This window comes from Xanthobacter oligotrophicus (assembly GCF_008364685.1).
GTDB lineage: Bacteria > Pseudomonadota > Alphaproteobacteria > Rhizobiales > Xanthobacteraceae > Xanthobacter > Xanthobacter oligotrophicus.
This window is the reverse complement of the sequence record NZ_VTTL01000013.1, coordinates 68560-95212: the sequence shown is the minus strand read 5'-3', so window position 1 is coordinate 95212 and position 26653 is coordinate 68560. Positions and strand designations below refer to the sequence as shown.

Below are 26653 nucleotides of genomic sequence, written 5' to 3'. Positions count from 1 at the left end.
GCAAATTGAGAAACAACGCAAGCGCTCCGGGAGACGGCTCATGACCCTGCGGCTGACCCTTCGCCCCTTGCGGCGGCTCGCCGCACTCCTCCTCTTCGCCGTGCCCGTTCATGCTGCAGCGCAACCTGAAGCGGAGCCTTTCACGGTGAGCGAGGTGGCGGGCGGCGTGTTCGTCCATCAAGCTCCCTATGCCCTTGCGCTACCGCGCAATCTCGGCTTCGTCGGCAATGCCGGCTTCATCATCGGGCGCGACGGCGTGGCGGTGATCGACACCGGCGGCAGCCTTCAGGCTGGGGAGCAATTGAAGGCTGCGATCCGGCAGCAGACGGCGCTGCCGGTACGCTATGTCATCAACACCCACATGCATCCCGACCACGTGCTCGGCAATGCCGCGTTCGCCGGCCCCGGCGTGACCTTCATCGGCCACAGGAACCTGCCGGAGGCGCTCGCCGCCCGCGCCGAGGCCTATGTGTCCGCCACCGAGCGCCTGGTGGGTCCGGCGGCGGCCGGCACCCGCGTGGTGCTGCCCGACGAGACCGTGGCCGACGTGCGCGACATCGACCTCGGCGACCGCGTGCTGCGCCTGGAAGCCTGGCCCACCGCCCACACCGCCACCGACCTCACCGTGCTCGACGTGGCCACCGGAACCTGGTTCCTCGGCGACCTGCTGTTCCTCGGCCACGTGCCGGCGCTGGACGGCAAGGCGGCGGGATGGATCGCGCTGATCGAGGAGCTGAAGCGCCGCCCCGCCGCGCGCGCGGTGCCCGGCCATGGCCCGGCCTCTGTGGCGTGGCCGCAGGCGGCCGAGCCCACGGAGCGCTATCTCAGGCGGCTGGTGGCCGATGTGCGCGGCATGGTGCGGGAGGGACGCACCCTCTCGGAGGCAGCCCGGGAGGCCGGCCGGAGCGAGGCCGGAAACTGGCAGCTGTTCGACGATTTCAACGCCCGCAACGCCACCACCACGTTCCATGAGCTGGAGTGGGAATAATTTTTTCCAGTGGCAGCGCAGCCATTATTGCAGTGCAAAAACTACGTATGGTTACTTCGCAGGTGCAGAACAAAACTCTGGGCGGGGCAGACATTTGGCGTATTGCGTCCGGAGAGAACATTGCTTACGTTCCTCTCAGCTTCGGCTTCAACAACTCCGTGCGGGGAACGCGGGGTTGGTTCGCAGGCCTGCGGGACGCCAGTCACCGCATGGCTTCATGGCATCACGCCGGTCGTGACACGCTGCCGAAGTAGATGGAGTCCCCCAAGGCGAAAACAACGCGCTCAGTGCGTTACCCGATCCACGTGTGTGGAGGCGGGCGCGCATCCATCGGAGGAAGCCCGGATGAGACGTCTTTTGGTTCTGACCGCCGCGGCGGTGGTCACGGCATTTGCCGGCGCGCCAGCCCGCGCCAACGATAGTGTTCTGAAACTCACTCAAGATCCCAACCAGTGGGCGCTCCAGACCGGAGATTACGCCAACACGCGTTATTCCAAGCTGAAGCAGATCACCACGGACAACGTCGGCAAGCTCCAGGTCTCCTGGACCTTCTCCACCGGCGTGCTGCGCGGCCATGAAGGCTCGCCGCTCGTGGTGGGCGACGTGATGTACGTGCACACGCCCTTCCCGAACATCGTCTATGCGCTCGATCTGAAGAACGAGGGCAAGATCATCTGGAAGTACGAGCCCAAGCAGGATCCCAACGTGATCCCGGTGATGTGCTGCGATACGGTCAATCGCGGTCTCGCCTATGCCGACGGCAAGGTGTTCCTGCATCAGGCCGACACCAAGGTGGTGGCCCTCGACGCCCAAAACGGCAAGGTGCTGTGGTCGGCGGTGAACGGCGATCCCAAGAAGGGCGAGACCAACACCGCCACCGTCATCCCGGTGAAGGACAAGCTGCTGGTCGGCATCTCCGGCGGCGAGTTCGGCGTGCGCTGTCACATGACGGCGTATGATCTCGCCAGCGGCAAGCAGATCTGGCGTGCCTACTCCATCGGCCCGGACAGCGACATCCTCGTCGATCCGGAGAAGACCACGGAGCTCGGCAAGCCGGTCGGCAAGGACTCTTCGCTGAAGACCTGGCAGGGCGACCAGTGGAAGACCGGCGGCGGCTGCACCTGGGGCTGGTATTCCTACGACCCCCAGACCAACCTCGTCTATTACGGCTCCGGCAACCCCTCCACCTGGAACCCCAAGCAGCGTCCCGGCGACAACAAGTGGTCCATGACCGTGTTCGCCCGCGATGCCGACACGGGCATCGCCAAGTGGGTCTACCAGATGACCCCCCACGACGAGTGGGACTATGACGGCGTCAACGAGATGATCCTGGTCGATCAGCAGATCGGCGGCAAGGATCGTCCGCTCCTCGTCCATTTCGACCGCAACGGCTTCGGCTACACGCTGGACCGCAAGACCGGCGAACTGCTGGTGGCCGAAAAGTACGACCCCGCTGTGAACTGGGCCACCAAGGTGGACATGGACCGCAACAGCCCGACCTTCGGTCGTCCGCAGGTTGTGGGCCGCTACTCTACCGAGAAGGGCGGCGAGGACACCAACACCACCGGCATCTGCCCGGCGGCGCTTGGCACCAAGGACCAGCAGCCCGCGGCCTTCTCGCCTGACACCGGCCTGTTCTATGTGCCCACCAACCATGTGTGCATGGACTACGAGCCGTTCCGCGTGAGCTACACCCCGGGCCAGCCCTATGTGGGCGCCACGCTCTCCATGTTCCCGGCGCCGAACAGCCACGGTGGCATGGGCAACTTCATCGCGTGGGATGCCCGCCAGGGCAAGATCGTGTGGTCCAACAAGGAGCAGTTCTCCGTGTGGTCCGGCGCGCTCGCCACCGCTGGCGGCGTGGTCTTCTACGGCACCCTCGAGGGCTACCTGAAGGCGGTCGACGCCAAGACGGGCAAGGAACTCTACAAGTTCAAGACCCCGTCCGGCATCATCGGCAACGTGATGACCTACACCCACCAGGGCAAGCAGTATGTGGCCGTGCTCTCGGGCGTCGGCGGCTGGGCCGGCATCGGCCTCGCGGCCGGCCTCAACGACCCCAACGCCGGCCTCGGCGCTGTGGGCGGCTATGCGGCCCTGAGCAACTACACCGCCCTCGGCGGCCAGCTCACGGTGTTCGCCGTCCCGTGACGGGACGGACGGCCTGAACCGCGACTGACGCGTTCCGGATGACAGGATCTCCGGCGCGTCCCCAGAAGGACCGGCACGCCCCCTCATCTCAGGCGGCGTGCCGGCCCTGAAATCGGCACCGCATTCAAGATTGGGCCTCAGTCGGACGCGCTAGAGCGCGATCTGATCAGATTGAAACAATCTGATCAGTGAATCGCCCTCTAACTTTAGGAACGAGAACGCGTTTTCCGATCAGCTTGCGGTGCAAGCGCATCGGCGCGTGCTCGAGCGCGCCGATCTGCCATCCCGCGCGTGCCTTGGCGCCTTTGCATTGGAGAGCGAGGGACGGGCCGCCGCAGCGGCGCCGGCTCGAGCCCTTCGTCTGCCCTTTTGGAGAGATCGTGTGGTTTCAACAGTCAATCTGAAGCGCGCCGGCGTTTTCTTCTTCGCGGCGTTCAGCTTTCAAGTGGTCGGCGCCAGCCTGCCCGCGTTCGCGGAAACCACCCCTCCGGGTGACCCGAAGCCGGTGAAGGACGAGGATGGCAAATATTTCGACGCATCCGGCGCGCCCACCTACAACATCAAGCCGGACGGCACGGTGGATTGGTTCACCTATTCCGGCTACCGGCGCTATCACGCCGAATGCCATGTGTGCCACGGCCCCGACGGCATGGGCTCCACCTATGCGCCGGCCCTCATCGATTCGGTCAAGGTCATGAACTTCGACCAGTTCAGCGAAGTGGTGGTTGGCGGCCGGCAGAATATCAGCAGCGGTAACGACAAGGTCATGCCGTCCTTCGGCCTGAACAAGAACGTGATGTGCTACCTGGACGACATCTACGTCTACCTGCGCGCCCGTTCAAATGATGCACTGGGCCGCGTGCGTCCCGCCAAGCGGGATGACAAGACGCAGGGAACCACCGATGCGGAAAAAGCCTGCCTCGGCGAGTAGTCGACCTCCGGCGACCAAGGAGCGTTTCGCCGCGCTCCTCGCCTCCTTCGCCACCGGTGCGCTGGCCGCGATCCTGCTGCTGAGCGCCTCGGGGGCGCGCGGCCAGCAGATCCCCGACCAGGTATCGGCGGACGCCCTGCGCGTATGTGCCGATCCGGCGAACATGCCCTATTCCAACATGGCGGGAGAGGGTTTCGAGAACCAGATCGCCGCCATCGTGGCGGACGAGCTGAAGGTCCCGGTGCGCACCTATTTCATGCCGCAGGGGCCGGGCTTCGTGCGCAACACCCTCGGCCGGCGGCTGTGCGACGTGGTCATCGGCTATGCCGCCGGCGCCGATCCGGTGCTGCATACCAATCCCTATTACCAGTCGGTCTATGTGCTGGTGGTGAAGGCCGGCGGCCCCTTCGACGGCGTGGAGCAGCTGTCCGATCCGCGCCTGAAGGAAGCGCGCCTCGGCGTCATGGCGGCGACGCCGCCGGCGGATCACCTGCTGGAATACGGCCTGCTGCCCAAGGCGCGGACCTATTCGCTCCTGGTGGACCGCCGCTTCGCCTCGCCCGCGCAGGACATGCTGGACGACCTCGCCAGGGGCGAGATCGACGGCGCGCTGCTGTGGGGCCCCACCGCCGGCGCCTTCGCCGCGAAGCCGCCGACGCCGCTCAAGGTGGTGCCGCTGCTGAAGGAGGCCGAGCGTCCCTCCATGACCTATCGCATCACCATGGGCGTGCGGCCCACCGACCACGCCTGGAAGCAGACGCTGAACACCGTGCTGCGCAAGCGCGCCGCGGACATCGAGAAGGTGCTGCTCGCCGCCCACGTGCCCCTCGTCGACGAGGACGGCGCCCTCATCACCGCCGCAGCGCCTGCCGGGGACACGAGGATCGGCCAGTGATGGCGGGAGGCGCGGCAACCGCTGCCCGTGCTGCGTTCGCCGCCCTCTGCCTCGCGGCGTGCCTTTCCGGTTCCATCGCCGCCGCCGAAGACGCGCCACCGGAACCGGGCGGCTATCGCCTCGAGGCCTATCGCGCGCCGACTCCGGCGACCCTTGCCGGCGCCAAGGTGCTGGATACGGATGCCGCCGCCGAAATCTGGCGCGCCGGCACCGCCGCCTTCATCGACGTGCTGCCGCGTCCGCCCCGGCCCGCCGGCCTGCCCGAGGGCACGGTGTGGCGCGATGCGCCCCATGACAGCATTCCCGGCGCCATCTGGCTGCCGAATGTGGGCTTCGGCGCCCTCAATGCCGATACCGAGGCTTATTTTCGCGCCGGGCTTGAAGCCGCCAGTCGCGGCGATGTGAACGCACCCCTCGTCATCTTCTGCCAGCGTCAGTGCTGGATGTCGTGGAACGCGGCGAAGCGGGTGCTGGAACACGGCTATCGCAACGTCGCCTGGTTTCCGGACGGAACCGACGGCTGGGCGCAGGCGGGCCTTCCGCTCACGCCCGCAACGCCGCGGCCCTGATCCGGCACAACAGCATTTTCGAGCGAAGTGGGTACCGGTTCGCGTGAAGAAAATGCGCAATCTCGATAGTCTGGAGCAGCTTCCGTGAGCCAAGGCGAGCGGAAGCCGGTCTAGGAGGAACCGCCATGATGCGCCGCTCTCCATCCCGCACCGCCGGCCGGGCGGGGCTCGTCGCGCTGGCGCTGTGCGCCGCGCTGCCCCTTGTCGGCCCGGCCCTGGCGCAGGCCCCCGAAGCCGTCCAGGGGACCGTCACCGAACCGAACCGCGAGTCCACCTGGGCCTCCATCCGGCCCGATCTCTTCCCGGGCAAGGCCATCGCCGAGGCCGGCGCCATCGTGCAGCTCGACGCGCCGGGCCGGGCGGAGGATGCCGCCCTCGTCCCCATCACCATCCAGCTGGCGCTGCCCGCGGGCGATCCGCGCACGCTGAAGGCGGTCACGCTCGTGGTGGACGAGAACCCCGCGCCCATGGCCGGCCGCTTCACCCTGGCCGAGGGCACGCGGGACTTTTCCCTGTCGCTGCGGGTGCGGGTGAATTCCTATTCCTTCGTGCGCGCAGTGGCTGAGACCAGTGACGGCGCGCTGCTGATGACCAAGGCCTATGTGAAGGCGGCGGGCGGCTGCTCCGCTCCCGCCACCAAGGACACGGCGGATTCCATCGCCCATGTGGGCGAGATGCGTTTCCGCTCGTTTGCCGCCACTGGCCGGCCGGAAGCCCAGGTGCAGATCCGCCACCCCAATTTCTCCGGCCTCCAGATCGATCCGGAGACGCGCGGCTACACCCCGGCCTGGTTCGTGCGCGAGGTGGAGGTGAAGCAGGGCGAGAAGTTGATCTTCGCCATGGAGGGCGGCATCTCCATCAGCGAGGACCCCACCTTCCGCTTCAGCTACACGCCCTCATCGGACCAGGTGAGCGTCCGCGCCGAGGACACGGAAGGCAAGGTCTTCACCCGCACCTTCCCGGGCGGGGGCAGCTGAGGGGTATGTCTCCCCACCCACCCTCACCGCGCGGTCTGGCGGGTGGGGCGGTAGGCGGACTGGTCGATGCCGTGGCGGCGCAGCTTGTCGTAGAAGGTCTTGCGCGGAATGCCGAGGGCCGCCACCGTGGCCTGGATGTCGCCCTGGCTGGCTTCCAGCGCGGCGCGGATCTCGCCGGCCTCGAAGCGGTCCACCCGCTCCGGCAGGGTGCCATCCGTGGGTTCGCCCGGCGTGCCGAGGTCCTCCCGCAGGTCGTCCACCAGCCCCAGCGCCACGCGCTCGGCATAATGCACCAGCTCGCGCACATTGCCCGGCCAGTCGTGCTCGGCGAGATGCTTGCGCACGGCGGCGTCCAGCTCCGGCGGCGGCCGGTTGAAGCGCTCCGCCGCGCGGGCGAGGAAATGGCCGAACAGCAGCGGCACGTCCGCCCGCCGCTCGCGCAGGGCGGGAATGCGCACGCCGGCCACGTGCAGGCGATAATAGAGGTCCTCGCGGAATGTGCCCTGCCGCACCAGCGCCGGCAGGTCCACCTTGGAGGCGGCGACCACGCGGATGTCCACGCGCCGGGTCTCGTTGGTGCCCAGCGGGGCGATCTCGCGGGCTTCCAGCACCCGCAGCAGCTTCACCTGCAGGGCCGGCGACATGGCCTCGATCTCGTCGAGGAAGAGGGTGCCGCCATTGGCGTGCTCGATGCGCCCGACCCGCTTCTTGAGCGCGCCGGTGAAGGCGCCGGCCTCGTAGCCGAACAATTCGCTCTCGATGACGGTTTCCGGCAGCGCGCCGCAATTGACCGCCACGAACGGCCTTGAGGCGCGGCGGCTCCAGCGGTGGAGCGCATTCGCCACCACTTCCTTGCCGGATCCGGTCTCGCCCTCCACCAGCACGTCCACGTCGGCATCGGCGATCTGGCGCAGCATCTGGCGCATGCGCGCCATGACAGGGGTGGCGCCCAAAAGGGGCATGTCCTCGCTCGCCGCCTCCACCGAGCGTTTCAGGTCGCGGTTCTCCAGCACCAGGCGGCGGCGGTCGAGGGCGTGGCGCACGCTGGTGAGGAGCCGGTCGTTGGCATAGGGCTTGGCGAGGAAGTCGTAGGCGCCTTCGCGCATGGCATCCACCGCCATGGCGATGTCGCCGTGACCGGTGATGAGGATGACCGGCAGGTCCGGATCGATGCGCCGCAGCCGCCGGAACAGCTCCAGCCCGTCGACCCCCGGCATGCGCACGTCGCTGACCACGATGCCGGGAAAATCGGCGCCGATCTCCTCCAGCGCGGCCAGCGCCGATCCGTAGCCGGTGACGGTGAGGCCGGCCAGCATCAGCGCCTGCTCATTGGCGGCGCGCAGCAGGTCGTCGTCGTCGATGAAGGCGACATCGCTCATGAGGTTGCCTCGGAAGCCCTCGGTAGGGTGATGGTGAAGACGGCGCCGCCCACATTGGCCACGGCCAGCGTGCCGCCCGATTCGGTGATGATGTCCTTGGAGATGACCAGCCCCAGCCCCAGCCCCTGGGGCTTGGTGGTGGTGAAGGGCAGGAACAGCGCCCCCAGCACTTCCGGCGGCAGGCCGGGGCCGTTGTCGGCCACCGTGACCACCACCTTGTCTGCGCCCGTGGCGGAGGCGATGCGGATCTCGCCGTCGCGGCGGGTGTCGAGGGCCTCGGCGGCGTTCTGGATGAGGTTGACGAACACCTGCTCCAGGCGGACACGGTCGCCGGTCACCTGCACCTCCGGCACATCGAGGTCGACCTTCAGGGAGATGTCGTTCTGCAGCAGCCGGTAGCGCAGCAGCAGCAGCGCCCCGTCCACCACCGTGCCCAGCCCCACCGGCTCGAGGCGCGCGGCGGACTTGCGGGCGAAGGCGCGCAATTCCCCGGTGATGGCGCCGATGCGCTCGGTGAGCGCGGCGATGGTTTGAAGATTCTCCACCGCCGGGCCGGTCTGGCCCTGCGCCAGGAAGGCGCGGGAATTCTCGGCGAAGGTGCGGATGGCCGCCACCGGCTGGTTCACCTCGTGGGCGACGCCAGCGGCGATCTGGCCCAGCACCGCGAGCTTAGAGGCCTGCACCAGCTCGTCCTGCAGGGCGTCGATGGCAAGACGGGCGCTGCGGCGCTCCTCCATCTCGGTGCGCAGCTGGGCGTTGGCGGCGCTCAGCTCGGCGGTGCGGTCGGCGACCCGGGCCTCCAGCTCGCGCCGGGCCTCCGCCTCCTGCGCTTCGGCGCGCGCGCGGCGGCGGCGGCGGGTGCGCCACAGCCCCGCCGAGCCGATGGCGACGACCCCGAGGAGGGCGGCGGAGGTGCGCGCCGCGGTGGCGGCAAGGTTGGTGGTGGCGGCGGTGGGCGCCAGCACGGACAGGGTCCAGTCGGTGGTTGGCACGGGCAGGGAAGATTCGAGGAAATCCTCCCGCTTGGCCTGGCCGGGCAGCCGCACCCGCTTCACCGCCGGATCGGCGGCGGTGGGGTCGAGGTCGAGGAGGTCGAGGGGCGCGTCGCCGAACTGCAGGCTCTCGCGGATGGCCTCGCGCTCCACCTGGTCGAGGGGCCGGGTGGTGCGGAAGCGGAAGCCGGGCACGCTGGAGATGAGCACGATGTGGCGGGTATCGGTGACGAAGGTGGGCTCGGCGAAGCGCCGCCACTCGTCTTCCAGCGCGTCGAACTCGGCCTTCAGCACCAGCACGCCGATGGGCACGCCGTCCGCCTCCACCCGCTGGGCCAGATAGAGGCCGGGGCGGCGGCTGACGGTGCCGAAGGCGAAATGCTCGGCCCGGCCCTGCGCGAGGGCGAGGCGGAAATAGGGGCGGAAGCCGTAGTCGGCGTTGAGGAAGCTCTCGGGGGAGCGGTAGTTGCTCGCCACGATGGTGTGGCCGTCGGCATCGATGAGATAGATGACGCCGGTGCGTGTGCCGGCCGCCAGCTGCTCGAACCTCTTGTTCAGGGCGTCGATGCGCGCCGCATTGCCGGTTTCCAGCGCGCGGCGCACGTCCGGGTCCTGGGCCAGGGCGAGGGGCAGGGAGCGCTGCTTCTCGATCTCGGAGCGCAGCACCGCCACGCGCAGGGCGGCGGCCGTGGCCGCGCTGGCCTCCACCTGGGCGACGGCCCAGCGGCGCGCGGCATAGTCGGCCGCCCGGTCGAGCCCCAGCAGGGCGAGGGCGACCACCGCCACCACCCCTGCCGCCATGAGGATGGGCCGCCGGCGCGTCGCCGGACGATCCACGCTGAGGGACGCCTCCACTCCCGTTTCCTGCTCTCGAACTGTGCGATTTTCCGCACGCTATTGAGGGCGAGAGTGCATCCATCCGCACGCGAAGTCGAGCCCGATTCCCGGCCTCATGGAAATTATCTATGGCTTGCAAGGGTCTAACAAAGATACGCGTGGGACGCGGGACTGGCATGCGGCTTGCGCAAGAGGGGGCGTACCCGGCGTCCTGCGCCACCCTGTCAACGAAGCATCCGGAGTCCGCAGTGCCCATCGCAAGAGGCACCCCGGCCCCGGCGGAGGAACTCTCCAATGGCCCATGCAATTCCCGCCGCGGCGGTGCCGGCGCATCCCCGTAAGTTCTACCACCACCTGTATTTCCAGGTGATCATCGCCATTATCGCAGGCATCCTGCTCGGCCATTTCTACCCGGATGTGGGCGCCAGCCTGAAGCCGCTCGGCGACGCATTCATCAAGCTCGTCAAGATGGTGATTGCCCCGGTCATCTTCCTCACCGTGGTCACCGGTATCGCCGGCATGCGGGACCTCGCCAAGGTCGGGCGCGTGGCCGGCAAGGCGATGATCTACTTCCTCACCTTCTCCACCCTGGCGCTGTTCATCGGCCTCGTGGTGGCGAACGTGGTGCAGCCCGGCTCGGGCCTCAACATCGATCCCAAGTCGCTGGACCCCAAGGCGGTGGCCGGCTATGCGGCGCAGGCCCATGATTCCACCATCATCGGCTTCCTGATGAACATCATCCCGACGACGCCCATCTCGGCGCTCGCTTCGGGCGACATCCTGCAGGTGCTGTTCTTTGCCGTGCTGTTCGGCATCGCGCTGGGCGGCGTCGGCGAGGCCGGCGAGCCGGTGATGAAGATCCTGAACTCGGCCTCGGCGGCCATGTTCCGCCTGGTGGCGATCCTGATGAAGGCGGCCCCCGTCGGCGCGTTCGGCGCCATGGCCTTCACCATCGGCAAATACGGCATCGGCTCGGTGGCGAACCTCGCCATGCTGATCGTCACCTTCTACATCACCGCAGCGCTGTTCATCTTCGTGGTCCTGGGCCTGGTGGCGCGCTACAATGGCTTCTCCCTGTTGAAGCTGCTGCGCTACATCCGCGAGGAACTGCTCCTCGTGCTCGGCACCTCCTCCTCGGAAGCCGCCCTGCCGGGCCTGATGCTGAAGATGGAGCGTGCCGGCTGCGCCAAGTCGGTGGTGGGCCTCGTGATCCCCACGGGCTACTCGTTCAACCTCGACGGCACCAACATCTACATGACGCTGGCCGCCCTGTTCATCGCCCAGGCCACCGGCATCCACCTGTCGTTTGAAGAACAGATCCTGCTGCTGCTGGTGGCCATGCTCTCGTCCAAGGGCGCGGCGGGTATCACCGGCGCCGGCTTCATCACCCTCGCCGCGACCCTCTCGGTGGTGCCGAGCGTGCCGGTGGCGGGCCTCGCCCTCATCCTCGGCATCGACCGCTTCATGTCCGAGTGCCGGGCCATCACCAACTTCATCGGCAATGCGGTGGCCACCATCGTGGTCGCCCGCTGGGAAGGCGAGCTCAACAAGGACCAGCTCAACCGCGCCCTTAACGGTGAGCACTTCTCGCTGGAGGATGAGCTGGAGACCAGCGCCCCGGCCGTGGCGGCCTGAACCGGCTCCAGTCGAAGCCATTCGGCGGGCTCCGCCTCTCCCCGGAGAGGCGGGCGGGGGTCCGCCGGATCTGGACCGCAAGGTCTGCAACCGCCTCCCCTTAGGGGAGGCGGTTTGTTTTTTGGGGTGGCGCCGCGCCGCCTTGACCGCCTGCCCGTCCCGATGACATCGAAGGCTCCGACACAAGGGGGCCGTACGCCATGACGGATCAGGACGCCTCGCGCGCGAGGGATGCAGGCCCTCGGGATACGGGTCCTCGAGGAACAGACGCACCCCCCGGCTCGCCCGGCGAAGTCTTCGGCGCCTTCCTCAAGCTTGGCCTCACCTCGTTCGGCGGCCCTGTCGCCCATCTCGGCTATTTCCGCGACGAGCTGGTGCTGCGCCGGCGCTGGATGGACGACGCCGCCTATGGCGATCTCGTCGCCCTGTGCCAGTTCCTGCCCGGCCCCGCCTCCAGCCAGCTCGGCTTCGCGCTGGGCCTGCTGCGCGGCGGCGGATTGCTCGGCGGGCTCGCCGCCTGGGCCGGCTTCACCCTGCCCTCGGCCATTGCGTTGACCGCCTGTGCTCTGGGTGCGGCGAGCCTTGCCGGCACCGACGGCGTGCTGCATGGCCTCAAGCTGGTGGCTGTCGCGGTGGTGGCGCAGGCGGTGTGGGGGATGACCCGCACCCTGACTCCGGATCGCGCCCGCGCCGGCATCGCCCTTGCCGCCCTTGCCCTCGTGGTGTTCGCCGGCAGTGCCCTGGGGCAGGTGGCGGCCATCGCCCTGGGCGCTCTCGCCGGGCTCGTCCTGTGCGCCGAGGCGGCCCCCGCGCGTGGGGATGTGCCGGGCCCGGAGCCGACCCTGGCGGTTCCGCTCTCCCGACGCACGGGCGCGCTCCTGCTGGCGCTGTTTGCGGCGCTGCTGGTGGTGCCGCCGGTGGTCGCGGCGGCGACCGGCGTCCAGGGCCTGGCCCTGTTCGATGCCTTCTACCGCTCCGGCGCGCTGGTGTTCGGCGGCGGCCACGTGGTGCTGCCCCTGCTCCAGGCCGAGGTGGTGGCGCCCGGCTGGGTGTCCGCCTCCACCTTCCTCGCCGGCTATGGCCTCGCGCAGGCGGTGCCCGGCCCCCTCTTCACCTTCGCCGCCTATCTCGGCGCCGCCATGGGGCCGGCGCCCAACGGCATCGCGGGAGCGGCCATCGCGCTCATCGCCATCTTCCTGCCGGGCCTGCTGCTGGTGACCGGCATGCTGCCGTTCTGGGACCAGCTGAGGCGCCGCACCCGCGCCCAGGCCGCCATGCGCGGCGCCAATGCGGCGGTGGTGGGCCTCATCGGGGCGGCGCTGTACAGCCCCGTCTTCACCGGCGCTGTGTTCGACGCGCCCGACTTCGTGGCGGCGGTGGCCGGCTTCCTGCTGCTGACCGTGTGGCGGGTGCCGCCGCTGGCGGTGGTTGTGCTGCTCGCGGGTGCTGGGGTCTTCCTCGTCTGAGCCCTCTGCCGGAAGAATTCCGGCATAAAGGTTATGGTCCGCTCAGCGGCGGCGACGCTGGCGTGCGCGCTGGTCCTCAAGCTTCAGGCGCACCGTGTCGAGGGCGCGGATGGTGTCTTCCAACCGCTTGGCGATGGCGCGCCGCATCTTGGCGGTGGCATCCGGGAAGCGCTCCAGCATGGCGACGAAGGCGGTGCGGGATATCCTCAGCACCTGGACCTCGTCGTCGGCCACCGCCGTCACCGGACGGGGCGTCGGCACGATCAGGGCGGTCTCGCCGATGAGGGTGCCTGGGCCGACTTCTTTCAGGGGGCGCGGCGCGTCCGCCTTGCGGTCGTCCACGAGGCGGATGCGGCCGGCGGCGACCACGTAGGCGCAGTCGGCAATCTCTCCCATGCGGAACAGGATGTCGCCCTTGGCCAGGGTCTCGGTCCGTGCATCGGCCGCCAGCAGGCGCAGCGCCTCGCTGTTCAGCATGTCGAAGGTGGCGACTGACCGAAGCAGCGCGATGTCCCTCTCAATGCTCACCGACGGGGTTTCCTCACTTCATTGGAGCCTTTGGGATGCTGGACGCGCATCCCCATGGCTCAGGGCACCAGCTTGTAGCCGCCGGCCTGGGTTGCGAGCAGGGTGGGGTTGGAGGGATCGGGCTCGATCTTCTGGCGCAGGCGGTAGATGTGGGTTTCCAGAGTATGGGTGGTTACCCCGGAATTGTAGCCCCACACTTCCTGCAGCAGGGTCTCGCGCGGCACCGGCGTCTTTCCGGCGCGGTAGAGATAGCGCAGGATCGCCGTCTCCTTCTCGGTCAGGCGGATCTTCGAGCCGCGCTCGGTGAGCAGCAGCTTTGCGCCGGGCCGGAAGGAATAGGGGCCGATGGCGAACACCGCGTCCTCGCTCGCCTCGTGGGAGCGCATCTGCGCCCGCAGGCGCGCCAGCAGCACGGCGAAGCGGAACGGCTTGATGATATAGTCGTTGGCCCCGGCCTCGAGGCCCAGGATGGTGTCGCTGTCGGTATCGTGGCCGGTGAGCATGAGAATAGGCGCCTTGAAGCCTGAGCGCCGCATCAGGCGCACCGCCTCGCGCCCGTCCATGTCGGGCAGGCCCACGTCCATGATGACGAGATCGATGGCGCCGTTCTTCGCCAGTTCCATAGCGCCGGCGGCGGTCTCGGCGGGCACCGGCTCGAACTCGTCCTGGAGCGCGAGCTGCTCGATCAGGGCGTCGCGCAGTTCCGGGTCGTCTTCGACCACCAGGATTTTCCACGCATTGGGCATTCAATTCCTCCTGCGCCCTTGCAGGCGCGCGAATCGCGCAAGTAGAGCATGCCCATGGCTTGACGCAAATTTCCATCCATGGACGGGCGTCGAGGGGTATTACACTACGTCATGATTGAGCGATATCCTGTGGGCATCTCCCAAATGAGCGTCAGGCGGCGCCCCGGCGCCCGCCATGACGGCATTTTGCGCTGCGGCGGCCTCACCCTTCCGGTGGCGCTGGGCCGCTCCGGGGTCGCCTTCGACAAGCGCGAGGGCGATGGGCGGACCCCCGCCGGGCATTGGCGGATCCTGCGCCTCCTCTACCGGCCGGACCACGGCCCGCGCCCGGTGACGCGCCTGCCCTGCCGGCCGCTGAAGCCGAGCGACGGCTGGTGCGATGACGCCTCCGACCGGCGCTACAACCGCCCCGTCGCGCTGCCCTTGGGCGGCGCCCGAAAAATCTCCCATGAGCGCATGTGGCGGGAGGATGGGCTCTACGATCTGGTGCTGGTGCTCGATCACAACAGCCGCCCGCGGGTGGCGGGGCGAGGCTCGGCGGTGTTCGTCCATTTGGCGCGTCCCGGCTTGCGGCCCACCGAGGGCTGCGTGGCCTTGAGGCGGGCCGACATGCTGCGGCTCCTGGCCCGGCTGTCCCGCGCGCCCCGGCTGCTGATCGAGGCGTGAGCGCCTTTCCGGGGCGTCGGACTGGGTGCTATATGAATCGTTCTAAAAAAGCGCGACAGCTCAACCGCGCCGCGCGCACCCCCCACAACGCCCGGGATGCCATGCCCTTCTCCTCGCCACGCACTGCGGACCTGTCGCCGCCGCGGGTCGGCCTGTTCTGCACCTGCCTCGTGGACATGATCCGGCCCTCCATCGGGTTCGCGGCGGCCAAGCTGCTGGAGGATGCCGGCTGCGACGTGGACGTGCCGGCGCAGACCTGCTGCGGCCAGCCCGCCTTCAATTCCGGCGACCGGGTCACCGCCCGCGCGCTGGCCGAGCAGGTGATCGCGGCGTTCGAGAATTTCGATTACGTGGTGGCGCCGTCCGGCTCCTGCGCCGGCATGATCAAGGCCCATTATCCCGAGCTGTTCGCCGGCGAGCCGGACTGGATGGCGCGGGTGGACCGCTTCTGCGCCAAGGTCCACGAGCTGGTGTCCTTCCTGGTGGACGTGCGCGGAGTGAGGCGGGTGGAGGCCGCCTATGACGGCACCGTCACCTATCACGACAGCTGCTCCGGCCTGCGCGAACTGGGGGTGAAGGATCAGCCGCGCGCGCTGCTCGCCTCGGTGGAAGGGCTGACCCTCGCCGAGATGGCGGATGCCGACACCTGCTGCGGCTTCGGCGGCACTTTCTGCGTGAAATATCCGGACGTCTCCAACGCCATTGTGGAGAAGAAGGCGGCCAACATCGTCGCCTCGGGGGCGGACACGCTTCTGGCGGGAGATCTGGGCTGCCTCATGAACATGGCCGGCAAGCTCCAGCGCCAGGGTCGACCCGTGGTGGCGCGCCACGTGGCCGAGGTGCTCGCCGGCATGGGCGACGCCCCCGCCCTCGGCGAGCCCGCTCCGGAGAAAACCCCATGAGCGTCGAGATCACCTCGCCCCACTTCAAGGACAATGCGAAGCGCGCCCTCGCCGACGGGCCGCTGCAGGCGGCGCTGTCCAAGGTCGGGCCCGGCTTCATCGGCAAGCGGACGGCGGCCGCGGACAAGCTGCCCGAGTTCGACGCCCTGCGCGACAGCGCGCGGGACATCAAGAACCACACGCTGGCCCACCTCGACCTCTATCTGGAGCGCTTCGAGGAGAAGGTGAAGGCGGCCGGCGGCCACGTGCATTTCGCCGTGGACGCGGCCGAGGCGCGGGACATCGTCACCAAGATCTGCCGCGACCTTGGCGCCAGGACGGTGACCAAGGGCAAGAGCATGATCTCGGAGGAGATCGGCCTCAACGATCACCTCTCCGCCGCCGGCATCGAGCCGGTGGAGACGGATCTCGGCGAATATCTCATCCAGATCCGCGGCGAGGCGCCGTCCCACATCATCGCCCCCGCCATCCACCTCAACAAGGAGCAGGTGGAGGAGGACTTCCGCCGCGTCCACGCCCACCTCGCCCCCGAGCGCAATCTCTCCGAGCCCACCGCGCTGCTCGCCGAGGCGCGGGGCGAGCTGCGCCAGAAGTTCCTCATGGCGGACGTAGGCATCACCGGCGCCAACTTCCTGGTGGCGGAGACCGGCACTTCCATCATCGTCACCAACGAGGGCAACGGCGACCTCACCCAGACCCTGCCCAAGGCGCACATCGTGCTGGCCTCGCTGGAAAAGCTGGTGCCGACCCTGGAGGACGTGAGCCAGCTCTTGCGCGTGCTTGCCCGCTCGGCCACCGGGCAGGAGATGAGCGTCTACACCACCTTCTCCACCGGCCCCCGCCGCCCCGGCGATCCGGACGGGCCGGGCGAATATCACGTGGTGATCCTCGACAACGGCCGCTCCGGCATGCTCGGTGGTCCGCTGAAGGAGATGCTGCGCTGCATCCGCTGCGGCGCCTGCATGAACCATTGCCCGGTCTATCACGCGGTGGGCGGGCATGCGTACGGCTGGGTCTATCCCGGCCCCATGGGGTCGGTGCTGACGCCGTCGCTCATCGGCATCGAGAAAGGCGCCAACCTGCCCAACGCCTCCACCTTCTGCGGCCGCTGCGAGGAGGTGTGCCCGGTGCGCATCCCCCTGCCCAAGCTCATGCGGCATTGGCGGGAGAAGGAATTCGAGCGGCACCTCACTCCCGCGCCCCAGCGCTACGGGCTGAAGGTGTGGGGTTTCTTCGCGCGGCGCGGCTGGCTGTACCGGCCGGCGACGGGCGTCGCCATGAGGCTGCTTTCGGTTCTCGGCCGCAAGAAGGGGCGCTTTTCCGCCCTGCCGCTCGCCGGCGGCTGGACCGGCCACCGCGATTTCCCCGCGCCCGAGGGCGGCACCTTCCAGGCCCAGTGGCGCGCCCAGCGGGCCGCGCGCAATAGCCGGCACGCCAACAGGGACGCCCGCCCATGACCTCTTCCCGCGACACCGTCTTCGCCTCGGTCCGCCGCGCGCTGGGCGTCACCTCCCAGGAGGCGCCGCGCCGGCAGGAGGTGGAGGGGCGGCTCGCCGGCCATCCGCGCGGCCTCGTGCCCGCCCGCGCCCAGCTTCCGGCGGGGGAGCGGCTCGCCCTGTTCAAGGACATGGTGGTGGCTGCTGCGGCCAGCATCGATCATCTGCCGAGCGCGGACGATGTGCCGGGCGCGGTCGCAGCCTATCTGCGCGGTCGCAACCTGCCGCCCACCATCCTGCGCGGGGGCGATGCCCGGCTGGCGTCGCTGCCCTGGAGCCGCGAGCCCAACCTCGATGTGTGGATCGGCGCCTCCGACGGGCGCCAGCTGGCCGGCCTGTCCCATGCGTTCGCGGGCGTGGCGGAATCGGGCACGCTGGTGATGCTCTCGGGCCCGGACAATCCCAGCACGCTGAACTTGCTGCCCGATCATCACCTGGTGGTGGTGGACGCCTCCGACGTGGCTGGCGACTACGAGACCGTGTGGACGCGTGTCCGCGATCGCTTCGGGCCGGGGGAGATGCCGCGCACGGTGAACTGGATCACCGGGCCGTCGCGCTCCGCGGACATCGAGCAGACGCTGCTTCTGGGTGCCCACGGGCCGCGCAGCCTGCACGTGCTGCTGGTGGGCGGGGCTTGACCCAGAAGATCGGGGGACGGCTCGGGGCGGAAGAGTCTCGAACTATTTCGCGAACTCCGGTTCGCGAAATAGGTTTTAGCCTGTTGTTTTAATGAAATTTCGACCGCAAAACCGCTTCACGCTTCTGCTGAAATTGCTCAGCCCGCCAGCCCGCGCACCCACATGCCCACGGCGACCCCGATGGGGATGCTGACGAGGACGGCGGTCGCGATGGTGAAGTGTCCGCCGAAGACGAGGCCCATGACCGCGCCGGAGATGGCCGACAAGGCGGCCACGATGAGCACGCTGCCCGGGGGACGCGAATCGGGCGCCTCCGGTTCCGGCCGCTGCGCCTGACGCGCACGCTTCAACTCCGTGTCCAACCTCAGGTTCGCGAGAACCTGGAGGTCCGGAGGAAAGCCGCGCCCGTCGCGCTGGACGATCAAGCCTGTGAGATGTGCGTTCACGCTCTTGCCCTCACTGGGAGGCAATCTAAGTCGAAGTTTAACGTTATACAACCTATATACGTGGTGGGTAGTGTGGCCGTACCTACAATCCAAATTTACCTTACGTCCCCTGCCGCAGCGGCCTGATGCAGGCGGGCCACGCAGGTGGTGAAAAGTGCAGCCCTTGCCCGAGGTTGTGCGCCGGATAACCGATCCGCAGTTGCCCAGCCTGTTTTTTGGCGGCAGAACTCGGTCACTATCAAGGACGGTGCCATCATGAAGTCTGGCTTGCGCTTCGCCCAGGCGCTGCTCGCAGCGCTCGTCATATTCTGTGCCGCCCAGCCCGCGCTGGCCCAGCAGAATCGCGGTCACGTCTATTTGCTGCGCGGCCTCGCCAACGTCTTTTCGCTGGGCATGGACGACCTCGCCGCGAAGATGAATGCGCGCGGCATCCCCGCCACGGTTCACGAGTATGGCCAGTGGCAGCAGCTCGCCGACGCGGCGGCGGCCGAGAGCCGGGCTGCCGGCAATGCGCCCATCGTCATTGTCGGCCATTCGCTGGGAGCGGACGCCGCCATCGAGATGGCCGAGCGCCTCACCGCCCTCGGCGTTCCGCCCAAGCTGGTGGTGACCTTCGATCCGGTGGGTGTCACCCAGGTGGGGCCGTCGCTCGGCTATTTCGTCAATTACTACCAGTCCAACAACGGCTACGGTAAGCGCCTGACCGCCGCGCGCGGCTTCCGCGGCAACATCGTGAACCGCAACCTCGACGCCATCGGCTCCATCGATCATTTCAACATCGAGAAGTCGCCGCGGCTGCACGACGAGGTCATCACCCAGGTGCGGTCCTTCACCAACAAGCCGAAGCCCAAGCCGAAGCCTGCGGCACCCGCGGCGCCGGCGGTCCCCTCCGCTACCCCGTCTGTGCCCGGCACCCAGGCGGCGGCCCGGCCCGGCGCGCCGGGCTGAGCCCGGTTCGAGGCCACGGGTTTCAAGGGACGTATTCGGACACTTAAGACGCCGGCCGGCTCCTCGCCGCGCCGGCGTTCTGTTTGGGCAGTGTCAGACCCCCAAAGCGCGCAGGCCCGCCGCCGTTGCCATGGCGGCCACCACGGCGAGAAGGTCGCTGCGCGTGAACTTCGCGGCGAGGAAGGCGGCGCAAAGGCCCGCCAGCATGGCGGCATCGCCATGGACCGCGCCGGGCGCCAGCAGCGCCACCAGCACCGCCCCCGGCAGGCAGTCCAGCACCCGCCGCACCCGCGGTGTCACCGGGATGAGGCGCATCAGGAAGAAGCCCGCCGATCGGTTGAAGGCGGTGGCGAGCGCCATCACGCAGATGGCGGCGAGGGTTTGCGGATCAACGCTCATCGTCGGTGAACCCGCCTGCGAACGCGCCGGCCAAGGCGCCGATGACGATGAACCACCACCCTGCCAGCACGAACGACACTGCGATGGAGACCGCGGCGGCCACGCCCCAGCCCACCGCCTCGCGCCGGCCCTTCCAGTTGGGCAGCAGCATGGCCACGAAGAAGGCCGGCACCACCAGGTCGATGCCCACCGCCTTGGGATCGGGAATGCCGCCGCCGATGGCGTGCCCGGCCGCAGTGGAGACCACCCACAGCACCCAGGTGACGAGCCCCGAGCCGACGAAATAGCCGGCGTCGTTACCGCCCTCCTGGTGGTAGCGCATGGCGGCGGCCCAGTTGTTGTCCGCCATCAGCAGCAGGGAGGGGTAGGTCTTCCAGGCCGGCATGGACCACAGCCAGGGCCGCATGGACGCCCCCATGAGCACATGGCGCATGTTGACGGTCATGGTCAGCAGGCCGAGGGCGAGCAGGGCGGCCGGCGTCCACTGCTCCCGCCAGCCTTCAAGTGCCACCATCTGGGCGAGGCCGGCAAAGACGAGGCCGCTGGAAAGGACAGCCTCCAGCATGGAGAAGCCCTTCTGCACCGAGGCGGCGCCGAACGCCATGCCGAAGGCGGCGAGCCCCGGCATGAGCGGAAGGGTCTCGCGCGCGCCGTGCAGCATGCCGTGCAAGGTGAGGGGTACGGGGGGCGGCTTGGTCATGGGGCAGGGGCAGTGCGGGGCAGGGGTAATCAACACCGAAACGGTGGGATTGAAGCCTTATGGCCGTAGCCCGGCGGAAGGCCAACCCGTTTTCCCCCGGGGGCCCCGGCGCTTGCCATGCGTCAGATGCATGGCTGATGAAGGGTGACGGCATGACCCATCACCTTGGGGAGGGGTATGCACCAGCCGGCCTGTAAGCCGGGTTCTGTACGGCGGGCTCGCGCCCGCGTGGCGACCATTCCTCTGGGACGCCGGTTGCCCGGCGCCTCTAGCAGTCAACCCGGACGGCGCCCCGCAGACAGGGGTGGTTTCCCGTGCCGTCCCTATTCGACTTTGCTCCCGGTGGGGTTTGCCGTGCCGCTCCCGTTGCCGGTCGCGCGGTGGGCTCTTACCCCACCGTTTCACCCTGGCCCGCGCGGACCCGAAAGTCCTTCACGGGTGGTTTGTTTTCTGTGGCACTTTCCCTAGGGTCGCCCCCGCCGGACGTTATCCGGCACCGTGTCTGAGTGGAGCCCGGACTTTCCTCGATGCGGACGCAAGGTCCCACACCGCGGCCGCCCGGCCGGCTGGTGGGGGGAGCAATGGGCGCTGGGAGCGGACGCGTCAAGGGGCGGGGGCGGCTTGCACCAGCTCGAACCATTCGTCCTCGGTGATCACCTGAACCCCGAGCGCCTGCGCCTTCTCCAGCTTGGAGCCGGCGCCGGGGCCGGCCACCACGAGACTGGTCTTGGCGGACACCGAGCCCGCCACCTTGGCGCCGAGGCGTTCCGCCATGGCTTTCGCCTCGTCGCGGGTCATCTTCTCCAGGGATCCGGTGAACACCACGGTCTTGCCGGAGACGGGGCTTGCCGCCGCCACCTGCTCCATGGGCTCGGGCGTCACCTCCTTCAGCAGGGCGGCCACCACCTCGCGGTTGCGGGGCTCGCCGAAGAACTCGATGACGGCTTCCGCCACCACGTCGCCGATGCCGTCGATGCCGAGCATTTCCTGCCACGCATCGTTGCCCTTGGGGTGGTCCTCGCCGGGGATCACCGCCGCCAGCGCGCCGGCTTCCAGGGCCTCCACGGTGCTGTAGTGGCGCATGAGGCGCTTGGCGTTGGTCTCGCCCACATGGCGGATGCCGAGGGCAAAGACGAAGCGGTCCACCGCCACCGTGCGCCGCTCCGCGATGGCGGCGAACAGGTTGGTGGCGGAGGTCTTGCCCCAGCCCTCGCGATTCTCCAGCCGCTGCAGGCCTTCCTTGTTGCGCGTCTCCAGCGTGAAGATGTCGGCGGGGGACTTGATGAGGTCCCATTCGTAGAAGGCACGCACCTGCTTCTCGCCCAGCCCCTCGATGTCGAAGGCGTTGCGCGACACGAAGTGGCGCAGCCGCTCCACCATCTGCGCCGGGCAGATGAGGCCGCCGGTGCAGCGGCGCACCGCGTCCATCTTGCCGGTCCTGGTATCTGTCTCGCGCACCGCGTGGGAGCCGCAGGCGGGGCACAGGATGGGGAACTCATACGGCTTCGATCCGGCCGGCCGCTTGTCCTCGATCGCCCGCACCACCTGGGGGATCACGTCGCCGGCGCGCTGCACCACCACCGTGTCGCCGATGCGCACGTCCTTGCGGGCGATCTCGTCCTCGTTGTGCAGGGTGGCGGAGGACACCACCACGCCGCCCACCGTCACCGGGGTGAGCTTGGCCACCGGGGTGAGGGCGCCGGTGCGGCCCACCTGGATCTCGATGTCCTCCAGCACGGTGGTGGCCTGCTCGGCCGGGAACTTGTGGGCGATGGCCCAGCGCGGCGAGCGGGAGACGAAGCCGAGCCGGCGCTGCAGCTCCAGGCTGTTCACCTTGTAGACCACGCCGTCGATGTCGTAGCCCAGCAGCGCGCGCTGCGCCTCGATGGAGCGATAATGGGCGATCAGCCCGGCGGCGTCTTTCGCCACCACCATGAGCGGGTTGGTGGTGAACCCCCAGCGGGCGAACGCCTCCACCACGCCGAACTGGGTTTCGGCGGGCAGGGACGAAGCCTCGCCCCAGGCATAGGCGAAGAATTTCAGCGGCCGGGACGCGGTGATGGTCGGGTCGAGCTGGCGCAGGGAGCCCGCGGCCGCGTTGCGCGGATTGGCGAATACCTTGTCCTCCGCCGCCGCCTGCCGGGCATTCAGCGCCTCGAAATCGGCCCCCGCCATATAGACCTCGCCGCGCACGTCGATGGTGTCCGGCACGTCCGCGCCCGCGAGGCGCTCCGGGATGTCGGCGATGGTGCGCACGTTCTGCGTCACGTCCTCGCCCTGGCTGCCGTCACCCCGGGTGGCGGCGACGGTGAGGCGCCCGTTCTCGTAGTGCAGGGAGCAGGACAGGCCGTCGATCTTGGGCTCGGAGGTGAAGGCCACCTCGTCCTCGGCCCCGAGGTTGAGAAAGCGCTTCACCCGCGCCACGAACTCCACCACCTCTTCGTCGGAGAAGCAGTTGGAGAGGGACAGCATGGGCACCTTGTGGGCGACCTTGCCGAACTTTTCCGATGGCGCCGCGCCCACCTTCTCCGACAGGCTGTCCTCGCCCTTCAGCCCCGGAAAGCGCTCCTCGATGGCCTCGTAGCGCTGCCGCAGGGCGTCGTATTCGGCGTCGGAGACGACGGGGGCGTCCTCGCGGTAATAGGCGGCGTCGTGGCCGGTGATCTCCTGCGCCAGGGCCTTGTGCTCGCTCGCGGCCTCGGCCGGGGAGAGGTCTTCGACCGGGATGGCGCGGAAGGTGGCGGCGGTCGATGCGGGCGCGGTCGATTTGGGCACTGTCATGGGGGTCCCCAACGGGCGCGATCCGTCGGATCGGTCGCGCTCACTCTCTGGCGCCCCTTTTTGGCAAAGCATGTCTCCGGGGGCAACTCGCCGGCCGCGCCGGTGCTGCCTCCGGGAAAGACCGGGCTGTATCCATGTCGCTATCTTGTAAGATGTCCAAGCTAGAGCATCAGAACAAGATTCGACGGGGGACAGAATGGCCAGGGCTTCAGGATTTTCCCGCAGGATCGCCGCGCTGGCGGCCGCCACCTTCCTGTGCGCCGGGGCGCCGGCGGTGGCGCAGATGGCCACTTACCCGGTGGCTGACGCGGCCAAGGACGCCGACCTCGTGGGGCGCGGCGAATATCTCGCCAAGGCGGCGGACTGCATGCCCTGCCACACCGGCGACAAGGCCAAGCCCTTCGCCGGCGGGCTGGGGCTGAACACCCCGTTCGGCGTGATCTATTCGCCCAACATCACCTCGGACCGCTCCACCGGCATCGGCTTGTGGACCTACGACGAGTTCGTGAATGCGGTGCGCAACGGCATCCGCAAGGACGGCGCCTATCTCTATCCGGCCATGCCGTTCGACGCCTATACGGAAATCAGCGACGACGACATGAAGGCCCTGTGGGCCTTTGTGCGGCGCATTCCGCCCATTCCCAACACCCCGCCGGCCAACGGTCTCGAATTCCCCTTCAACGTGCGCCTCGGCATGCTGGCGTGGCGGGAGCTGTTCTTCCAGAACGCCCGCTTCATTCCCGACGCAGCCAAGAGCGCGGAATGGAATCGCGGCGCCTATCTGGTGAACGCGCTGGGCCACTGCTCGGATTGTCACACCCCGCGCAACATCATGGGCGCCACCAAGGGCAAGGCCCATTTCCTCGGCGCCGACGTGGACGGTTTCTGGGCGCCGGACATTGCCGCCGACGCGCTGAAGAAAGACGGCTGGACGGTGGACACCCTCTCGGTGTTCCTCAAGACCGGCTCGGCGCCCGCCAAGACCTCCGTGTTCGGCCCCATGGCCGAGGTGGTGCATGACTCCCTCGGCTTCCTCACTGATGCGGACCGCGCCGCCATCGTCACCTATCTGTTCGATTCGCCCCGGCCGGCGGACGTGCCGGCCCCGCAGGCGGCCTCTCCGCTCCCGGCGGCGGTCTACGCCCGCGCCTCCGCGCTGTACGTGGACAATTGCGCCGTCTGCCACATGGACAAGGGCGCCGGCCGCGGCGACACGGTGCCGGCGCTGGCCGGCAATCCGGCGGTGGTGGCGGCCGAGCCCTACAACATCATCATGGCCGTGCTCGGCGGCCTGCCCACGGGCGGCACCTATGGCGCCATGCCCTCCTTCGCCGGCCGGCTCGACGACCAGCAGATCGCCGACCTCGCCAATTATGTGCGCTCCTCCTGGGGCAACGCCGCCGCGCCGAATGTGACCTCTTCCATGGTCGCCTCCTGGCGCGCCACCGCCCATGTGCCGGACTATGGCACGCAGGCAGCCTCCGCCTTCACCTGCCCCGACGTGGGCGGCGCCCCCGGCTCGGATGGGTCGGACCCGAAGGCGGTGGCGGCGCTCTCCGCCATGATGGCCGGCGGCCAGCGCTCCATTCCCATGATGGTGGATGCCTACAAGGCCGCCTCCGGCAGTGCCGGCAGCGGCACGGTGGTGGATGCGCTCACCGCCGCCTATTGCCCGGTGGTGGCCAAGAGCGACGCGCCCATCTGGCAGAAATATGCGGAGCTGCGCCGCTTCACCCTGCAGACGGCGCTGGAGGTGTCGCGGCGGACCGTCACCGGCCCGGTGGACAGCCAGCCTATCGCCTGGGCGCTGCCGCTGGGGCCGGGCCTGGTGCTGAAGGAGCCGAAGAGCCTGGTGGGCAAGCTCGCCTGCCCGGCGGACGACGGCAAGGCGGTGCCGGCTGACCTGTCCGCCGCCGCCACCAAGCTCCTCGGCACGCCCAAGCCGCCCCTCGCTGCGGACGCCATCTCCACCCTGGCCACGACCCTGTATCAGCAGAACCCCAAGGCGCGCCCCGCCGATGTGGCCAATGCACTGATCGCGGCCTATTGCCGGGTGGTGGCAGTCCAGCCCAGCACCACGGTGGCCGACCAGAACGAGCTGCTGAACGGCTTCGCCGGTCAGGCGGTGCAGGCGCTGCAGCTGCTGCCGCCGCGCAAGGTGGTGGTGGAGGTTCCGGCCAAGCCGGCGGCTCCGGCGCCCGCGCCTGCCCAGAAAAAATAGTACGATTGCACCGCGGCTTGGGTTCAAGCCACGGTGCAAGGTTCCGTTAACGATGTTTCACATGAAACGGCCGTCCCGGAGGCTCCGGGACGGCCGCTTTCGTTCCAATGGGGCGCCGCGCGAACCGCCCGCGCGCACCCGATCGCCGATCAGTCGTGCTTGATGTCCTGTAGGCCGTCGTGGACCTGGAACACCACGTTGCCCTCGCGCCACGCGAAGGGGGCGGCGGGGTTCTGCACGGTGATCTCGCTCTGGGGGATGAGCTTGTCGCAGAGCATCACCAGGATGGCCTCGATGGGGGCGCTGGTGTCGTTCTCTTCGGTCATGCGGTCGATGGAGATTTCCGCGCCCTCCACGCCGTCTTCTTCAATATGCACGATGAAAATTTCTTCGTGGCCATGAACACCGTGGGCCGTGACGCGGAAGGTCTCGCCCTGATACTCGAATTCCCGAACCATTGTCATTCTCACTGTTGTTTCAAGCAAAATGGGGACGCAAACGCAACGAATGGGCAGGGCGATCCCTCCCGGAAAGCGGCGGAATTTAGATGAATGATTATGGATTGGTCAAGTGCTGATGGGTGATGCGGAAAATGATGAAAAATTAGTCAGTCAAGCTGGCCCATCGCCCGCTCCGGCCTGTCTTCCCCGCCTATCTCCCCTTGGCTTGAACCTGCGCCACCAGCTCCTCGGCCTTGGGCAGGATGCCGGAGACGATGCGCTTGACGCCTTCCGCAGTGGGGTGGAGCCCGTCCGGCTGGACCAGGCTGCGCTCGCCGGCCACGCCGTCAAGGAAGAAGGGATAGAGCAGCACCCCCTCCGCCGCCGCCAGTTCGGGGAAGATGGCGTCGAACGTCTCCTGATAGGGCTTGCCCAGGTTGGGCGCGGCCTTCATGCCGGCCAGCAGCACGGTGATGCTGCGCCCCTTCAGCCGCTGGACGATCTCGGTCAGCGCCTTGCGCGTGGTGGCGGGAGGGAGGCCGCGCAGCATGTCGTTGGCGCCCAGTTCCACGATCACCGCATCGGTGCCCTCGCGAATGGACCAGTCGAGCCGGGCGAGGCCCTGGGATGCGGTCTCGCCGGAGACGCCGGCATTCTCCACGCTCACATCGAGGCCCTTCGCCTTCAGCGCCGCTTCCAATTGGACCGGGAAGGCGGCGCTGGCGGGCAGGCCGTAGCCGGCGGTGAGACTGTCGCCGAGGGCGACGATGCGCACGGTGCGCGCCTCAGCCGCCGATGCGGAAATCCTTGACGCGCCAATCCCTGACGCGAACGTGAACAGGGCGAGCGCGGCCATCAGCCCCGCCAGTGCCTTAAATGCCGTCTCCCATGGGCGGGCGCGCCGGCGTTCCCCGGCGGCGCT

At 68.6% G+C, this 26653-nt stretch carries 24 protein-coding genes and 1 other RNA gene; 14 read left to right on the top strand and 11 right to left on the bottom strand.

Annotated elements, in window-relative coordinates; translation table 11 throughout:
* The first annotated feature begins 40 nt into the window (after positions 1-40).
* The 6 genes from FZ033_RS20705 (at position 41) to FZ033_RS20680 (ending at position 6511) form a co-directional block, all read left to right on the top strand.
* Positions 41-988 (top strand): quinoprotein relay system zinc metallohydrolase 2, encoded by a 948-nt coding sequence (locus FZ033_RS20705; RefSeq protein WP_149577956.1) that lies wholly within the window; start codon positions 41-43, stop codon positions 986-988.
* Positions 989-1333: 345 nt separating this feature from the next.
* Complete coding sequence (xoxF5, locus tag FZ033_RS20700; protein WP_149577955.1) at positions 1334-3139, top strand: lanthanide-dependent methanol dehydrogenase XoxF5; 1806 nt, start codon at positions 1334-1336, stop codon at positions 3137-3139.
* A 460-nt stretch (positions 3140-3599) separates the two neighbouring features.
* On the top strand, positions 3600-4070 hold the full coding sequence (locus FZ033_RS20695) for a c-type cytochrome, methanol metabolism-related (RefSeq protein ID WP_188079613.1): 471 nt from the start codon (positions 3600-3602) through the stop codon (positions 4068-4070).
* Positions 4042-4965 (top strand): substrate-binding domain-containing protein, encoded by a 924-nt coding sequence (locus tag FZ033_RS20690; protein WP_149577954.1) that lies wholly within the window; start codon positions 4042-4044, stop codon positions 4963-4965. Before FZ033_RS20695 ends, FZ033_RS20690 begins: the two co-directional genes overlap by 29 nt.
* A complete protein-coding gene (locus FZ033_RS20685) occupies positions 4965-5534 on the top strand; it encodes a PQQ-dependent catabolism-associated CXXCW motif protein (RefSeq protein ID WP_149577953.1) in 570 nt (189 codons plus the stop codon). The genes FZ033_RS20690 and FZ033_RS20685 overlap by 1 nt, the downstream gene beginning before the upstream one ends.
* Positions 5535-5659: 125 nt before the next feature.
* Positions 5660-6511, top strand: coding sequence for a quinoprotein dehydrogenase-associated SoxYZ-like carrier (locus tag FZ033_RS20680; RefSeq protein ID WP_149577952.1), 852 nt, complete (start codon positions 5660-5662; stop codon positions 6509-6511).
* Positions 6512-6534: 23 nt separating this feature from the next.
* Here the strand turns inward: FZ033_RS20680 and FZ033_RS20675 are convergent, their stop codons facing one another.
* Positions 6535-7890, bottom strand: a complete 1356-nt coding sequence (locus tag FZ033_RS20675) for a sigma-54-dependent transcriptional regulator (protein ID WP_149577951.1) — start codon at positions 7888-7890, stop codon at positions 6535-6537.
* Positions 7887-9737, bottom strand: a complete 1851-nt coding sequence (locus FZ033_RS20670) for a sensor histidine kinase (RefSeq protein WP_149577950.1) — start codon at positions 9735-9737, stop codon at positions 7887-7889. Before FZ033_RS20670 ends, FZ033_RS20675 begins: the two co-directional genes overlap by 4 nt.
* Before the next feature lie 276 nt (positions 9738-10013).
* Between FZ033_RS20670 and FZ033_RS20665 the strand changes: the two genes are divergently transcribed.
* Positions 10014-11354, top strand: coding sequence for a dicarboxylate/amino acid:cation symporter (locus FZ033_RS20665; RefSeq protein WP_149577949.1), 1341 nt, complete (start codon positions 10014-10016; stop codon positions 11352-11354).
* Positions 11355-11554: 200 nt separating this feature from the next.
* Positions 11555-12820, top strand: coding sequence for a chromate efflux transporter (gene chrA / locus FZ033_RS20660; protein ID WP_149577948.1), 1266 nt, complete (start codon positions 11555-11557; stop codon positions 12818-12820).
* 42 nt (positions 12821-12862) lie between these two features.
* Here the strand turns inward: chrA and FZ033_RS20655 are convergent, their stop codons facing one another.
* Positions 12863-13348 carry a cyclic nucleotide-binding domain-containing protein gene (locus FZ033_RS20655; protein WP_149577947.1) on the bottom strand — a complete coding sequence of 162 codons (486 nt, stop codon included), beginning with the start codon at positions 13346-13348 and terminating at the stop codon, positions 12863-12865.
* Positions 13349-13407: 59 nt separating this feature from the next.
* The gene (locus FZ033_RS20650; RefSeq protein ID WP_149577946.1) at positions 13408-14094 is read right to left on the bottom strand and encodes a response regulator transcription factor; all 687 of its coding nucleotides are present in this window, start codon (positions 14092-14094) and stop codon (positions 13408-13410) included.
* A 144-nt stretch (positions 14095-14238) separates the two neighbouring features.
* Between FZ033_RS20650 and FZ033_RS20645 the strand changes: the two genes are divergently transcribed.
* From FZ033_RS20645 to FZ033_RS20630, 4 genes are all read left to right on the top strand, one after another.
* On the top strand, positions 14239-14760 hold the full coding sequence (locus tag FZ033_RS20645) for a L,D-transpeptidase family protein (RefSeq protein WP_232847587.1): 522 nt from the start codon (positions 14239-14241) through the stop codon (positions 14758-14760).
* A 101-nt stretch (positions 14761-14861) separates the two neighbouring features.
* Positions 14862-15662: a (Fe-S)-binding protein gene (locus FZ033_RS20640; RefSeq protein ID WP_149578066.1), complete on the top strand. Its 801-nt coding sequence runs from the start codon at positions 14862-14864 to the stop codon at positions 15660-15662.
* Positions 15659-17119, top strand: a complete 1461-nt coding sequence (locus FZ033_RS20635; RefSeq protein WP_149577944.1) for a LutB/LldF family L-lactate oxidation iron-sulfur protein — start codon at positions 15659-15661, stop codon at positions 17117-17119. Before FZ033_RS20640 ends, FZ033_RS20635 begins: the two co-directional genes overlap by 4 nt.
* Positions 17116-17796: a LutC/YkgG family protein gene (locus FZ033_RS20630; protein WP_149577943.1), complete on the top strand. Its 681-nt coding sequence runs from the start codon at positions 17116-17118 to the stop codon at positions 17794-17796. The genes FZ033_RS20635 and FZ033_RS20630 overlap by 4 nt, the downstream gene beginning before the upstream one ends.
* Before the next feature lie 137 nt (positions 17797-17933).
* On the opposite strand, the gene FZ033_RS20625 is transcribed toward FZ033_RS20630, so the two are convergent.
* Positions 17934-18146 (bottom strand): hypothetical protein, encoded by a 213-nt coding sequence (locus tag FZ033_RS20625; protein ID WP_188079604.1) that lies wholly within the window; start codon positions 18144-18146, stop codon positions 17934-17936.
* 351 nt (positions 18147-18497) lie between these two features.
* Between FZ033_RS20625 and FZ033_RS20620 the strand changes: the two genes are divergently transcribed.
* The gene (locus FZ033_RS20620; protein WP_149577941.1) at positions 18498-19190 is read left to right on the top strand and encodes a thioesterase domain-containing protein; all 693 of its coding nucleotides are present in this window, start codon (positions 18498-18500) and stop codon (positions 19188-19190) included.
* Positions 19191-19283: 93 nt separating this feature from the next.
* Here FZ033_RS20620 and FZ033_RS20615 read toward each other — a convergent pair whose 3' ends face one another.
* The 4 genes from FZ033_RS20615 to ligA all read right to left on the bottom strand — a co-directional run bounded on the left by FZ033_RS20615 (position 19284) and on the right by ligA (position 23070).
* A complete protein-coding gene (locus tag FZ033_RS20615) occupies positions 19284-19589 on the bottom strand; it encodes an AzlD family protein (protein WP_149577940.1) in 306 nt (101 codons plus the stop codon).
* Positions 19579-20289: an AzlC family ABC transporter permease gene (locus FZ033_RS20610; protein WP_138400685.1), complete on the bottom strand. Its 711-nt coding sequence runs from the start codon at positions 20287-20289 to the stop codon at positions 19579-19581. The genes FZ033_RS20615 and FZ033_RS20610 overlap by 11 nt, the downstream gene beginning before the upstream one ends.
* Positions 20290-20467: 178 nt before the next feature.
* An RNA gene (gene rnpB, locus FZ033_RS20605) (RNase P RNA component class A) lies at positions 20468-20859 on the bottom strand.
* Between the two features lie 33 nt (positions 20860-20892).
* Positions 20893-23070 carry an NAD-dependent DNA ligase LigA gene (gene ligA / locus FZ033_RS20600; RefSeq protein WP_149577939.1) on the bottom strand — a complete coding sequence of 726 codons (2178 nt, stop codon included), beginning with the start codon at positions 23068-23070 and terminating at the stop codon, positions 20893-20895.
* A gap of 196 nt (positions 23071-23266) precedes the next feature.
* On the opposite strand from ligA, the gene FZ033_RS20595 reads away from it, so the two are divergent.
* Positions 23267-25291: a c-type cytochrome gene (locus FZ033_RS20595; protein WP_149577938.1), complete on the top strand. Its 2025-nt coding sequence runs from the start codon at positions 23267-23269 to the stop codon at positions 25289-25291.
* Between the two features lie 149 nt (positions 25292-25440).
* Here the strand turns inward: FZ033_RS20595 and FZ033_RS20590 are convergent, their stop codons facing one another.
* Entirely contained in the window at positions 25441-25749 is a 309-nt protein-coding gene (locus tag FZ033_RS20590; protein ID WP_149577937.1) for a hypothetical protein, read from the bottom strand.
* Between the two features lie 193 nt (positions 25750-25942).
* Positions 25943-26587: an arylesterase gene (locus FZ033_RS20585; RefSeq protein WP_149577936.1), complete on the bottom strand. Its 645-nt coding sequence runs from the start codon at positions 26585-26587 to the stop codon at positions 25943-25945.
* Between the last annotated feature and the right edge of the window lie 66 nt (positions 26588-26653).